11 protein-coding genes are annotated in these 13,428 nt (G+C 65.7%); 3 read left to right on the top strand and 8 right to left on the bottom strand.

What is annotated here, in order from left to right; translation table 11 throughout:
* Window positions 1–136 precede the first annotated feature (136 nt).
* The 3 genes from ACZBJS_RS36155 to ACZBJS_RS36165 all read right to left on the bottom strand — a co-directional run bounded on the left by ACZBJS_RS36155 (window position 137) and on the right by ACZBJS_RS36165 (window position 4,137).
* The gene (locus ACZBJS_RS36155; RefSeq protein WP_057015479.1) at window positions 137–982 is read right to left on the bottom strand and encodes an IclR family transcriptional regulator; all 846 of its coding nucleotides are present in this window, start codon (window positions 980–982) and stop codon (window positions 137–139) included.
* A 249-nt stretch (window positions 983–1,231) separates the two neighbouring features.
* Window positions 1,232–2,518, bottom strand: a complete 1,287-nt coding sequence (locus ACZBJS_RS36160; RefSeq protein ID WP_316398417.1) for an MFS transporter — start codon at window positions 2,516–2,518, stop codon at window positions 1,232–1,234.
* 233 nt (window positions 2,519–2,751) lie between these two features.
* Window positions 2,752–4,137 carry a M20 family metallopeptidase gene (locus ACZBJS_RS36165; RefSeq protein WP_316398416.1) on the bottom strand — a complete coding sequence of 462 codons (1,386 nt, stop codon included), beginning with the start codon at window positions 4,135–4,137 and terminating at the stop codon, window positions 2,752–2,754.
* A gap of 238 nt (window positions 4,138–4,375) precedes the next feature.
* Between ACZBJS_RS36165 and ACZBJS_RS36170 the strand changes: the two genes are divergently transcribed.
* Complete coding sequence (locus ACZBJS_RS36170; RefSeq protein ID WP_316398415.1) at window positions 4,376–5,755, top strand: LLM class flavin-dependent oxidoreductase; 1,380 nt, start codon at window positions 4,376–4,378, stop codon at window positions 5,753–5,755.
* Window positions 5,756–6,037: 282 nt separating this feature from the next.
* Here ACZBJS_RS36170 and ACZBJS_RS36175 read toward each other — a convergent pair whose 3' ends face one another.
* From ACZBJS_RS36175 to ACZBJS_RS36185, 3 genes are all read right to left on the bottom strand, one after another.
* A complete protein-coding gene (locus tag ACZBJS_RS36175; protein ID WP_316398414.1) occupies window positions 6,038–7,702 on the bottom strand; it encodes a thiamine pyrophosphate-binding protein in 1,665 nt (554 codons plus the stop codon).
* Window positions 7,703–7,832: 130 nt separating this feature from the next.
* Window positions 7,833–8,348 carry a GFA family protein gene (locus ACZBJS_RS36180; protein WP_229190744.1) on the bottom strand — a complete coding sequence of 172 codons (516 nt, stop codon included), beginning with the start codon at window positions 8,346–8,348 and terminating at the stop codon, window positions 7,833–7,835.
* Between the two features lie 62 nt (window positions 8,349–8,410).
* Window positions 8,411–9,538, bottom strand: a complete 1,128-nt coding sequence (locus ACZBJS_RS36185; RefSeq protein WP_463439904.1) for an alkene reductase — start codon at window positions 9,536–9,538, stop codon at window positions 8,411–8,413.
* A gap of 161 nt (window positions 9,539–9,699) precedes the next feature.
* Between ACZBJS_RS36185 and ACZBJS_RS36190 the strand changes: the two genes are divergently transcribed.
* The gene (locus ACZBJS_RS36190) at window positions 9,700–10,083 is read left to right on the top strand and encodes a winged helix-turn-helix domain-containing protein (RefSeq protein ID WP_016846469.1); all 384 of its coding nucleotides are present in this window, start codon (window positions 9,700–9,702) and stop codon (window positions 10,081–10,083) included.
* Window positions 10,084–10,372: 289 nt separating this feature from the next.
* On the opposite strand, the gene ACZBJS_RS36195 is transcribed toward ACZBJS_RS36190, so the two are convergent.
* On the bottom strand, window positions 10,373–11,869 hold the full coding sequence (locus ACZBJS_RS36195; RefSeq protein ID WP_316398412.1) for an aldehyde dehydrogenase family protein: 1,497 nt from the start codon (window positions 11,867–11,869) through the stop codon (window positions 10,373–10,375).
* Window positions 11,870–12,061: 192 nt separating this feature from the next.
* Between ACZBJS_RS36195 and ACZBJS_RS36200 the strand changes: the two genes are divergently transcribed.
* A complete protein-coding gene (locus ACZBJS_RS36200) occupies window positions 12,062–12,913 on the top strand; it encodes an SDR family NAD(P)-dependent oxidoreductase (RefSeq protein WP_076827619.1) in 852 nt (283 codons plus the stop codon).
* A 278-nt stretch (window positions 12,914–13,191) separates the two neighbouring features.
* Here the strand turns inward: ACZBJS_RS36200 and ACZBJS_RS36205 are convergent, their stop codons facing one another.
* Window positions 13,192–13,398: a hypothetical protein gene (locus ACZBJS_RS36205; protein WP_024581255.1), complete on the bottom strand. Its 207-nt coding sequence runs from the start codon at window positions 13,396–13,398 to the stop codon at window positions 13,192–13,194.
* Between the last annotated feature and the right edge of the window lie 30 nt (window positions 13,399–13,428).

A 13,428-nucleotide genomic window follows, 5' to 3' on the forward strand; every position in this document is an offset into this window, starting at 1 on the left:
ATATCGCATGCTCGGCCCTCTGTGTCTCGACAACCAGAAAAGACCGATTTGCCTCGGTCCTGCCGAGCATGCACCGCGACACAGTGAATCATTCCCCGGACACCCCTGCGCACGCGGGGAGAGGCGAAGCGGCAGCTCAACCGACCTTCGCCGCACGCCCGTTCTTCGGCGCCTGGGCCAGCGCGCGGGCCAGCACCTGGGCTTCCTTCTTCAGCATGTCGGCGAGCTCGCCTTCGCGGCGACGGATGCGGTCGGACGCGGCGCCGATCGAGAGCGCGGCGACCACCTCGCCGGCATCGTCGCGCACCGGCACGCCGACGCCGCCCATGCCGGGGAACGCGGCGTCGATCAACACGGTGTGGCCGGCCTTGCGCGCCATGGCGATCCGCTCGCGCAGGAACTTTGGCGTGATGCGCGGCGATTTCGCCAGCCGCGGCACGATCACCTCGATCACAGCCTCGATCTCGGCATCCGGCAGCCAGACCAGCAGCGCCAGCGCGCCGGCGCCGACGCCGAGCGGACGGCGGCTGCCGATCTGCAAATAGTTCGGTTGCAGCGGATGGTTGCCGACCGAGCGCGCCAGATAAAGCGCCTCGACGCCGGATCGCACCGACAGCAGCGCGGTATCGGCCGAGCGCTCCGACAGCCGGAGCAGGCTCGGCTGCGCCAGCTCGGCGATGTCGACCGAACGGCGCGCGCCGACCGCCATCACCCGCGCCTCCTGGCCGAGCTCATAGGTCTTGGCGCCGGCGACGCGGCTGACGAAGCCTTCCTCAATCAGCGAGTTGAGAATGCGCAGCGCCGTCGCCTTGTTCAGCGAGGTGGAGTCGGCGATGTCGGTGAGCCGCAACGGCGAGCGCTGCGCCAGCACGCGCAGGATCGCGCAGACCTTCTGGATCGCGTTGAACTTGTCGGGTTGGCCCGGCTCCGGCAGTGGCCTCTTGCGGCTGGTCCGTGCGGTCGCAGTCGTGGAGGCGTTCATGCCCTGGCCTTCCTTGCCGTCAATTCCAAATCCTGAACCGGGCAGGACGAAGATGCGCGCCCGGCCGACATCATCCTAGGACGGATGACGCACGCCGGACACCGTATACTTTCGTCAGATGAAACTTTGATTTCGACTATCTACGCTGCTGTGCAACAATAAGGATATTTGAATTTCGCATCACGAAATCTGATGCGGTTTGCGCGTGATCTCTTCGAAAAACCGCTTCGCACTTTTTCGGATCATGCGCTACGCCAGCCGCAGCCTGCGGATCGTGAACAGCGCGCAGAGGCTGAGGATGCAGACGGCGGTGAGATAGTAACCCGGCGCGAGCTCGCCGATCGCCGCGAAGCCACCCATCCAGGTCATGATCGCCGGCCCCATGCCGCCGAACAAGGTGACGCCGATATTGTAGCTGAGACCGAGCCCGGTCGCACGCGTCGCCGCCGGAAACAGTTCCGACATCAGCGCGGCGAGCGGCCCGTAATACAGCGACTTGAGGACGCCGAGCCAGAGCACGCCGATCAGGATGATCATCGGCGTCGGCTTGCCGGTGAGCAGGAGGAAGGCCGGGAAGATCGACACCAGCAACAGCAGCGCGAACAGGATCATGTGGGTGGTGCGTCCGATCTTGTCGGAGACCATGCCTGCGATCGGCGCCAGCAGCGCAACCGCGGTCTGCGCGGCGAACGAGGCGATGAAGCCAACCGATGGCGCGAGGTTGAGCGTCTTCACCACATAGGTCGGCATGTAGACGATCAAATAGTTGACCGCGGTCGACACCGCGAGTGCGCCGATCGCGAGCATCGTGGCGAGCTTCTGCCGCGCGAACACTTCCCTGACCGGCGATTCCTTCTTCGCCGCCGGCGGCGGGGTCGCATCGTCGACGTGGTTGCGGATGTAGATGCCGACCGGGCCGATCAGGACGCCGAACAGGAACGGCAGCCGCCAGCCCCAGGACTGCAAATCCTCCGGGCTCATCAGCGAGGTCAGCAGTGCACCAAAGCCGGCGCCCAGCAGCCCGCTGACGCCCTGGCTCGCGAACTGCCAGCTCGCCACGAAGCCGCGCCGCTCCGGCATGTGCTCGACCAGGAACGCAGTCGAGGAGCCGAACTCGCCGCCGGCGGAAAAGCCCTGCACCAGGCGTGCCAGCAGCACCGCGATCGGCGCCAGGATGCCGATGGTCTGATAGGTCGGCATCAGCGCCAGCACCAGCGTGCCCAGCGTCATCAGCACGATCGACAGCATCAGCGAGGCCTTGCGGCCGTGCCGGTCGGCATAGGCGCCGAGCACGACGCCGCCGATCGGGCGGATCAGAAACGACAGGCCGAAGCTGCCGAAGGTCAACAGCAGCGAGGTGGTCGGATCATTGGCCGGGAAGAACGCCTTGGAGAGATACACCGCGAAATAGGCATAGACCGAGATGTCGTACCATTCGAGCGCATTGCCGACCGAGGTCGCGACGATCAGGCGGGTGATGTTTTTCTTGTCGACCGCTGTTGCGCGCTGAGCGTCCGCCGAAGTTGATAGTGTCATTACATTTTCCTTGCCGGTGAAGGCACCAGCTTTTCAACTCGAAATGGCCGGCTTGACCCGGCCATCCACGTCTTCCCCGTCATCCGCGCGCAAAGGCTTCGCCTTTGTCGCTGGAGGTGCGAGCTCTTGCGAGCCTCGAAGGATGCACGGCGCCACTGGTGGCCGTCGATCCTTCGAGGGCCGCTGAAGAAGCGGCCACCTCAGAATGACGGGGAACAAGCGAGCCCAGCTCCTTATCCCTTGTGCTTTGCCTCGCCGAGGTCCCAGAACAGGCCGGCCATGATGGTCAGCGCCTCCTCGGTCACCGGCAGCAGGATGTGCTCGTCGGGGGCGTGCTGCGAGCAGCCCGGATAGGAATGCGGCACCCAGATCGTCGGCAGGCCGAGGCCTTCGGAGAACACGTCGTTCGGCAGCGAGCCGCCGAAGTTCGGCAGCACCGCCGGCGCCTTGCCGGTGGTGGCGCGGATCGAGTTCGCCGCCCAGTCGATCCACGGGCTGTCCATGTCGGTGCGCGAGGCGGCAAAGCGCTGCGTGCCCGAGACCTCGACCATCGGAAAACCGTTGTTGTGCAGATAGTCCCGCACCGCGTCGATCACCTCGAGATGCCGGGTGCCGACGACGAAGCGGAGCTGCAGCACGGCGTTGGCCTTGCCAGGGATCGCGTTGGCGGGCTTTTCGATATTGCCCGACGACATCGCCAGCACCTCCAGAGTGTTCCAGGCATAGAGCCGCTCCGCCGCGGTCAGGCCCTCCTCGCCCCAGTCTTCCGCCAGCGCCGGTTCGTCCGCCGTCGGCTTGACCTCGACGTCGGCGAGCGCGGCGCGGACGCGGTTGGAGATCGGCGGCGGTTTGAGGATATCGAGCTTCATGCGACCCTTGCCGTCGACCAGGCTCGCGATCGCGCTCGCCAGGATCGTGGCGGGGTTGGCGAGCACGCCGCCCCAATTGCCGGAATGGTTGCCGCCCTCGCGCAGATTGACGTCGAGATGGATGCGGTTGCCGCCGCGGCAGCCGAGGAAGATGGTCGGCCGCTCCGCCGACAACCGCGGCCCGTCGGACGCGATGAACAGGTCGGCCTTCAGCTCCTCGCGATGCGCCTCGCAGACCTCGCGCAGATCGGGCGAGCCGATCTCCTCGCCGGTCTCGATGATGAATTTGGCATTGAAGCCGAGCTTGCCGCCGCGCGCCTGCTTCACCGCGCGCAGCGCCGCCATGTTGATCGAATGCTGGCCCTTGTTGTCGGCGGTGCCGCGGCCATAGACGCGCTCGCCCTTGACCGTGGTCTGCCAAGGATTGAGCCCGTCGCGCCATTCGCCGACCATGCCGTCGACGACGTCGCCATGGCCGTAGGTCAGCACGGTCGGCCGCGAAGCGTCTTCCTGATAGTCGGCAATCAGATAGGGCCCGCGGCCGGTCGGCGACTCGATCAGGTGGGTCTTGAAATCGAGCTCGGCGAAGGCCGGTTGCAGATTCTCCACCAGATAGGCGCGCAGCGCATCGGCCTTGTCGGCATTCAGGCTCTCGGTCTGGTAGCCGACCCTGCGGTCCAGTTCCTTCAAGAACTCTCCCGATTGAAAATGCTCTCGCACCTTTGCGATTGCGTCGGCCCGTGTCGCCATGATTGTTCCTTCGTCCGGTCGCGTCTTGGCATGATCGCACCGGAACGCCATGCTTTGCGTCCCGATCATGCTTCTGGAGGGGCGCAACCTATCGGGATCGGCTCGCGACCGGAAGGGCGCGAAATGCGAATGGGCCTTGCCAAAACGTGGGAAGTCGCAACAAGTTGAAGCGGGACGCCCGGCACCGACCGGGCAGCAATCGAAGCGGCGCGCAAGGTTTCGACCAAGGTTTTCGACAATGACAAAACAAATCCGGCTCAACGCCTTTGCCATGAACTGCGTGGCGCATCAGTCGCCGGGGCTGTGGACCCATCCGCGCGACCGCACCAAGGACTACAACAAGCTGTCCTACTGGATCGATCTGGCGAAGACGCTGGAGCGCGGCCGGTTCGACGGGCTGTTCCTCGCCGACGTGCTCGGCGTCTACGACGTCTATGCCGGCAATCCGGATGCGGCGCTGCGCAACGCGGCGCAGACCCCGGCCAATGAACCGTTGATACTGATCCCGGCGATGGCCGCGGTGACCGAAAATCTCGGCTTCGGCGTCACCAGCAATCTCTCCTTCGAGCCGCCCTACCCGTTCGCGCGGCGGATGTCGACGCTCGATCACCTCACCGGCGGCCGGGTCGGCTGGAACGTGGTGACCGGCTATCTCGATTCCGCCGCGCGCGGCGCCGGCAAGGACAAGCAGACCGCGCATGACGACCGCTACGAGCTCGCCGACGAATATATGGAGCTGGTCTACAAGCTCTGGGAAGGCAGCTGGGAGGACGACGCCGCGATCCGCGACGTCGCGCGCGGCATCTTCACCGATCCGAGCAAGGTGCATCCGGTACGCCATGACGGCAACAACTACCGGCTCAACGCGATCCACCTGTCGGAGCCGTCGCCGCAGCGCACGCCGGTGCTCTACCAGGCCGGCACTTCGCCGCGCGGCCGGCAGTTCGCCGCCGAGCACGCCGAATGCGTGTTCATGTCGGGACCGTCGGCGAAGGTGATCGGCCCGCGGGTGTCGGCGATCCGCGAGCTCGCGGCCGCGAAGGGCCGCAACGCGGCCGAGATCCTGATGTTCTCGATGATGTGCATCGTGGTGGCGCCGACCGAGGCGGAGGCGAAAGCGAAGTACGCCGAGTATCGCAGCCATATCAGCCATGAAGGCGCACTGGCGCTGATGTCGGGCTGGACCGGAGTCGACTTCTCGACCTATTCGCTCGACCAGGAGGTCCGCCACGTGCAGAACGACGCCGGCCGCTCCGCGATGGACAACGTCACCCGCGCCGATCCCGACCGGGTCTGGACCGTGCGCGAGGTCGCCGAGCATGTCGGCATCGGCGGCGCCGGCCCCGTGGTGGTCGGCTCGCCGGAGCAGGTCGCCGACAAGATCGAGCAATGGTTCGAGGACACCGACGTCGACGGCCTCAACATCGCGTTCGCGATCTCGCCCGGCGATTTCGAGGACATCGCCGACATGCTGGTGCCGGAGCTCGTCAAGCGCGGCCGCTACAAGCGCGAGTATGCCAAGGGCACCTTGCGGGAGAAGCTGTTCGGCGCAGGGCGTGCGAGGCTGGACGCGACGCATCCGGCGAGTCGGTATCGGGCGAAGAAGATGACGACGTAGCCAGCCCCGTCATTGCGAGCCACCCGGTCGGCGCGAAGCGCCGCCGGATGACAGGCTCAGCGAAGCAATCCATAGCTCCGCATATGCGGGATCATGGATTGCTTCGTCGCTTCGTGCCTCGCAATGACGCGGCACACACATCTGCCCATCCCGTCATCCTGAGGAGCGCGCTCTTGCGCGCGTCTCGAAGGATCGACGGCCACCGGCCGGGCCGTGCATCCTTCGAGGCTCGCTCCGCTCGCACCTCAGGATGACGGTGAGAGGAGAGCGCATCGTGAAAAGTCAATTCACCGCATTGCTCACCACCACCTCGATCAGCTTCGCACCCGGGCGGCTGAACGCCGACTTCATCACGCTCTTCAGCTCTTGCGGGTCGGTGATCCTGATCGCCTCGAGCCCAAGCGAGCGTGCGACGCCGGTGAAATCGACCGGCGGGTCGATGAAATCCATGCCGACATAGTTGTCGTCGCCGTGGAAGGCGAGCAGGCGCTGCTTGATGATGCGGTAGCCGCCATTGTTGACGATGACGAAGGTCAGCGGCAGCTTGTGATTGGCGGCGGTCCACAGCGACTGGATCGAATACATCGACGAGCCGTCGCCGGAATAGCACACCACCGGCCGCTCTGGATTGGCGAGGCTGACGCCGACCGCGGCCGGCAGGCCCCAGCCGATGCCGCCGGATGCCAGCGCGTGATAGCCGTAGCGGTCGCGATGCGGCCGCAAGCCAATGATCTGACGCGACGAGGTCAGGCCCTCGTCGACCAGGATCGCGTTGTCGGGCATCGCCTCCACGACCTGCAACGCCAGCCAGTCCGGATCGATCGGCGAGGTCTGACTCGCCTTCGAGATCTGTTCGACCAGCGCCTTGCGCTTCGCCGCCCAGTTCTTCGTCGACAAGGCCGCGAGTCCCTGCCTGGCACGCGTCTCCAGCGCGCCGCCGCCGGCCTCCTTCAACGCCGGCACCAGCGCGCGCAGCGTTTCCTTGACGTCCGCCTTCACCGCGATCTCGGCGCCATAGTTCCTGGCGAGGTCGCTGTCGACCAGGCCGACCTGTACGATCGAGAGCCCGTCCGGCAACGGATCGACCTCGCTGTAAACGGACATCCGCAGCGGATCGCCGCCGAGCGCGATCAACAGATCATGCGGTGCCAGCACGTCGCGCGCGACCTTCTGCAGCCGCGCGATCGCGCCCATGAAGCTCGGGCTTTCGGAGAGGAAGTGCGAACCATAAGGAGTCGGCGATTGCCAGGCCGGGCAGCCCAGCGTCTCGGCGAGATCGGCCGCCTCGCGCAGCGCATCGCTTTTCACGATCTCGTCGCCGACGACGATCACCGGTCGCTCCGCTTTCAGGATGCGCGCGGCCAGCGCCTTGAGCGAATCCTCCGACGGCCTCACCCGCGTGTCGATCCGGGTGGAGCGGCCGAGCTCGATGCCGGCTTCGGAATTGAGGATGTCGCCGGGCAGCGAGATGAACACCGGCCCGGTCGGCGGCGTGGTCGCGATCTTGGCGGCGCGGCGCACGATGCGCGGCAGGTCTTCGAGCCGCGTCACCTCGACCGCCCATTTCACCAGCGGCGTCGCCATCTGCACCAGCGGACCGTAGAGCACCGGTTCGGTCAGGCCGTGGCCCTGTTCCTGCTGCCCGGCGGTCAGGATCAGCGGCGTGCCGGTGAAGCTGGCATTGTAGAGCGAGCCCATCGCGTTGCCGAGGCCCGGCGCAACATGAACATTGCAGGCGACCAGCTTGCCGGAGGCGCGGCTGAAGCCGTCGGCCATCGCGACCACCAGGCTCTCCTGCATCGCCATCACATAGGTGAGATCGGGATGGTCCTTCAGCGCGTGCATGATCGGCAGTTCGGTGGTGCCGGGATTGCCGAACAGATGGGTGACGCCCTCATCCTTCAGCAGCGCCAGAAATGCCGAGCGGCCGGTAATGCGATTTTTCATGTTCCCTCCAGGCCTGTCGGCGCGTTGGCCGACGGGGATCGAGGGAGATGACCAAACTTGCGCGCGAGGGGCAATCGAGCGAGCGGTCATGGCCGCATTCCGCAGGCGCGCGCCTGAGGTGAAGCACTCGCTAGAACATCCCCTCACGCGCGCTGCGCTTCCTCTTTTTCGAGCGCTGCCAGACCACGCCGGGATAGCCCTTCAGCGGCACCAGCGGCTCGCCGGTGTAGGCCCATTCCTGCAGTTCCTCGATCGCGATGTGATAGAGCGGCTGCCGGCCGGTGCGCCCCGAGAACAGCGCGCGCGGGATGTTGACCATGTGCGGCGACCGCGCGCGCTCGTAGATGATCGGCGTGCCGCAATTGGCGCAGAAGCTGCGCGCGGTCTTGCTTTTCGCGTCCTCGTAACGCGACAGCTCGCTTTCGCCTTGCGTGATGCGGAAGCGCTTCTTCCAGCTGCCGACATAGGTCGCGTAAACCGCGCCGTGCGCACGACGGCTGGCGGCGGTGTGATCATGCCAGGCCCAGCGCGCCGGCACGTCGATCTCGAACCGCACCTTGCCGCACAGGCATTGGCCGGCCGCGGGCTTCGCCAGCGCCACCGGCTTTGGCTTTTTGGTCGGCTCGAACTCGTCGTCCGGAAACATCACGGTCTCCCATCAAGGCATCGTAGCCCGGACGAGCGAAGCGATATCCGGGCTACGAAGAGTTACGCCTGCGCCAATTCGTCGTGCACCGGATAATCCGTGTAGCCCTTCTCCTCGCCGGCATAGAAGGTGGCGCGGTTGTACTTGGTCAAGGGATAGCCGCGCTGCAGACGGCGCGGCAGATCCGGGTTGGAGATGAAGTAGCGGCCGAACGCGATCGCATCGGCATGACCTTCGGCGACCGCGCTCTGCGCGGTTTCGCCGACGAAATTGCCGGCGGTGATCAGCACGCCGCTCCACATCGGGCGGTACAGCACCATCGCCGCCGGCACGTTCTGCCAGTCGACCTCGGCACGCCCGGTGCCCGAGGCGCGCGGCTCGATGAAATGCAGATAGGCGAGCCCGAGCTTGTCCAGCGCCGTGATGGCGTGGCTGTAGAGCGGCATCGGGTCGGCCTCGCCACTGCCATTGGCGATGCCGTAGGGCGAGAGCCGCACACCGACGCGGCTCGCGCCCCAGACCTCGGTCACCGCCTGCGTCACCTCCATCAGGAAGCGGACGCGGTTCTCGATCGAGCCGCCATACCGGTCGGTGCGCAGGTTGCTGCGCGACTGCAGGAACTGCTCGATCAGATAGCCATTGGCACCGTGAACCTCGACGCCGTCGAAGCCGGCGGCGAGCGCGTTCTTCGCGCCCTGCCGGTAGGCCTCGACCATCAGGGCGACCTCGTCGGTCTCGAGCGCGCGCGGCGTCTCGTAATCGACCACCTTGCCGTCCGCCGTCATGCACTTGAACTCGGAGGGGATCGCGACCGCCGACGGCGCCACCGGCAGGGCGCCGCCCGGCTGGAACGAGGAGTGCGAGACGCGGCCGACGTGCCAGAGCTGCAGGAAGATCAAGCCGCCCTTGGCGTGCACGGCATCCACCACCTCGCGCCAGCCCGCGATCTGGGCCTCGCTGTAGATGCCGGGAACACCGGGATTGCCGAAGCCGGTCGCGACCACCGGCGAGGCCTCCGCGATCAGCAAGCCGCCGGGCGTGGCGCGCTGCGCGTAATATTCCGCGTTGATCGGCCGCGGCGCGAGGCTCGGCCGCGCCGCCCGCATCCGCGTCAGCGGCGCCATCACGACGCGATGTTCGAGCTGGTAGGGACCGATCTTGAGCGGAGAGAACAGCGACGGAGGATTCATGCCTGCCCCAATTAATCTTGTGTCATTTCCCGTTGTAGTCCGGGCATGATCCGCCCGGAGAACCGGTACCCACTTTTCCGGATCATGCCCGTTATCTAACGGGTTCATCTTGTTCATGAAAGCGGGTAGTGGCAATCTGTTGCCACGAGAACAGGTCTCCCATGTCGAAATCGAGCGCCTCATCGCTCCCCTCCCTCAGCGTCCGCATCGACCTCGATGCCGAGGACCGGATCGGGCCGGGCAAGATCCTGCTGCTTGAGCGGATCAAGGAATGCGGCTCGATCTCCGCCGCCGGCCGCGCCATGGACATGAGCTACAAGCGCGCCTGGGACCTGGTCGACGAGATCAACCGCATCTGCCGGCAGGCGGCGGTGGAACGGCAGACCGGCGGCAAGAATGGCGGCGGCGCGGTGCTGACCCCGTTCGGCCTCTCCTTGGTGGCGCGCTACCGCAAGATCGAGCGCGACGCGGCAAGCGCCGTACGCAAGGATCTCGAGGCGCTGCGCAGCGACATCGGCAAGCCGAAGAAGGCCGCCGGGCGCTAAACGCAGAAACCGGCGGCCGCAGCAAGGGGCGCTTACGAAAAATATCGAAAACAACCCCATGCAAAGGCGCCGACGGCGGCCGGCGTTCGACAACCCAACTTGACGCGTCGGGCAAATCAGGGATATTCTTCTAATATTCCGAAATCATGCGGGCGTTGGAGCGGAGAACTCCCCTCGGCGAACACGCCGAGCGTTGAGACCTGTACCCCTCACCCGGATTGCATCTGGCGATGCAATCCGACCTCTCCCCGCAGGCGGGGAGAGGTGAAGAGAAACAGCGGGACCAGCCCTAAGCTGTCTTGATCCAGACCGCCTTGACGTTGAGATATTCCTCGACGTGCTGCTTGCCGGACTCGCGGCCGTAGCCGCTCATCTTGTAGCCGCCGAACGGCACCGCCGGATCCATCGCCTGGTAGCAATTGACCCAGACCGAGCCGGCACGCAGCGCCTTGGCGACCTGGTGCGCCTTGCTGACATTGGTGGTCCAGACGCCCGAGCCGAGGCCGAAGGTGGTGGCGTTGGCGCGCTTGATCAGTTCGTCCGGATCCCTAAACGAAATCGCCGAGATCACCGGGCCGAAGATCTCCTCCTGCGCGATGCGCATGTTGTCCTGCACATTGGCGAACACGGTCGGCTGAACGAAGTAACCCTTCGACAGCGCGCCCTCGGTGAGGCGGCCGCCGCCGGCAAGCGCCTTGGCGCCTTCCTTCTGGCCGATGTCGAGATAGCCCGACACCCGGTCCATCTGCTGCTGCGACACCAAGGGACCAATCTGGGTGTTGGGGTCGAGGCCGTTGCCGACCTGCAGCTTCTTGCCGAACTCGGCGACGCGGCCGACGAATTCGTCATAGACCTTCTGCTCGACGAACAGCCGCGTGCCGGCGCTGCAGATCTGGCCGGAATTGGCGAACACCGCCATCGCCGCGCCCGGCACCGCGGCGTCGAGATCGGCATCGGCGAACACGATGTCCGGCGACTTGCCGCCGAGCTCGAGCGAGACGCGCTTGAGGTTGCCGGCCGAGGCACGGATGATCGACTGGCCGGTGATGTGCGAGCCGGTGAAGGCGACCTTGTCGACATCCGGATGCGAGGCGAGCGCGGCGCCCGCGGTCTCGCCATAGCCCGGCACGACGTTGACGACGCCGGGCGGAATGCCGGCCTCCATGCAGAGCTCGCCGATGCGCAGCGAGGTCAGCGGCGATTCCTCGGCCGGCTTCAGCACCACGGTGCAGCCGGTCGCGATCGCGGGGCCGATCTTCCAGATCGAAGCGGTCAACGGCCCGTTCCAGGGGATGATCGCGCCGACCACGCCGATCGGCTCCTTCAGCGTGTAGGAGAATATCTCGCCGGGCAGCGAGTTCTCGATGGTCTCGCCGTGGATCGCGGTCGCCTGTCCCGCATAGTAGCGCAGCATGCCGAGCGCGCGCAGGCGGTTGCCGCGGGTCCGGCTGATCGGTGCGCCCATGTCGAGCGTGTCGAGCTGGGACAGTTCCTCGAAATTGGCTTCGACGACCTCGGCCAGCTTGAGCAGCATGTTCTGCCGCTCGAACGGCTTCACCTTGCTCCAGGGCCCTTCGAACGCGCGGCGCGCCGCCGCGACCGCACGGTTGATGTCCTCGGCATCGCCCTCGGCGACCGACGCGAGCAATTCACCGGTCGCGGGATTGTGCGTCTCGAACTTCTTGCCGGAGGCGGCGTCGACCCATTTGCCGTCGATCAGCATCTTCTTGTAGGAGCCATCGGCATAAGGATGGCGCGTGATCGGAACAGCCTGCGAAACAGCCATGTTTGCACTCCCTGTAAAATGTCGGCTGAGGTCTTTTGGAAGCGTTATATCCCGAATTCTACAGCGCGAACGCGAAACCGTAAAGCCGAGCCGGCGTTGATCAGGGCGGCACGCACGAAAACCTCCCATGCGCGTGCGTGCATGGTACGATAGCGACCGCACCTCAGCCACACATGTGTCCGGAGACCGCAGATGCCCCACCCCGTGATATCAGCCAATCATGTTGCCGTGATCACCGGCGGCGCCTCCGGCATCGGACTTGCCGCCGCATTGCGGTTCGCGCAGGCCGGCATGAAGGTCTGCATCGCCGACCTCGACGACGACCGGCTGAAGGATGCTGCGACAAAGCTGTCATCTGCGGCGCCGGGCGGCGCTGATGACATTATGACGGCGGCTGTCGACGTCAGCCGCGCCGACGCGGTCGCAAGCCTGGAGGCCGCGGTCGCGAAAAAGTTCGGCGGCACCGACATCCTGATGAACAATGCCGGCATCCAGCCCGGCAGTGCGATGTTCGGGCCCGCGGACAATTGGCAGCGCATCCTTGGCGTCAATCTGTGGGGCGTGATCAACGGCACCCAGGCGTTCGCGCCCAACATGATCAAGCGCGGCCGGCCGGGATTGATCATCAACACCGGATCCAAGCAGGGCATCACCACGCCGCCGGGCGATCCCGCCTACAACGTTTCCAAGGCCGGCGTGAAGGCATTCACCGAAGCGCTGCAGCACGAGCTGCGCAACACCGCCGGCTGCAAGATATCGGCGCATCTCTTGATCCCCGGCTTCGTCTTTACCGGGCTGACCGCGCGCGGCCGCACCGAGAAGCCGGCCGGCGCCTGGACAGCGGAGCAGACCATCGACTTCATGATCGAACGCCTCGATGCCGGCGATTTCTATATCCTCTGCCCCGACAACGACGTGCCGCGCGCACTCGACGAACGCCGCATCCTGTGGGCCGCCGGCGACATCGTCGAGAACCGCCCGCCGCTGTCGCGCTGGCATCCGGATTACGGCGATGCTTTCGCCGCGTTCGTGAAGGGGAGGTAGGGCCACCCGTCATTGCGAGGAGTTCGCGACAAAATTGCAAAGCAATTTTGCGCTGAAGCGACGAAGCAATCCATGGCACCGCATACGCGGAAGGATGGATTGCTTCGCGGAAGCCCGTCATCCGGCGGCGCTTCGCGCCGACCGGGTGGCTCGCAATGACGTGGAAGCGTCGTCGAGAATTGTAGCGAGCGGCCTCCGCACGCCGTCGTCCTGGCGAAAGCCAGAACGACGGCTGAATACATTCACATTCTGTCAGGATGACGGGAGCGCGGCCCCGCTCACAGCGTTTCCTGCTTGTGGTCGCAGTTCTTGCAGGTGAACTTGACGCGGGACTGGCCCTTTTCCGCCTGCACCCGGTTCGGCGCACCGCATTTGCCGCAAACGGCCTCGATCCGGGTCGTGCCCTGCTTGATGACCAAGTTCCGCTTTTCCATGGTCTCGCGGATGAGGCGTTCGGCCTCCTCGCGCAGCGATTGCTTCGACATCATCTCCACCGGTCGTTGGTTAGCGGGCGG

It is taken from the genome of Bradyrhizobium sp. KZN70725 (assembly GCF_055264925.1).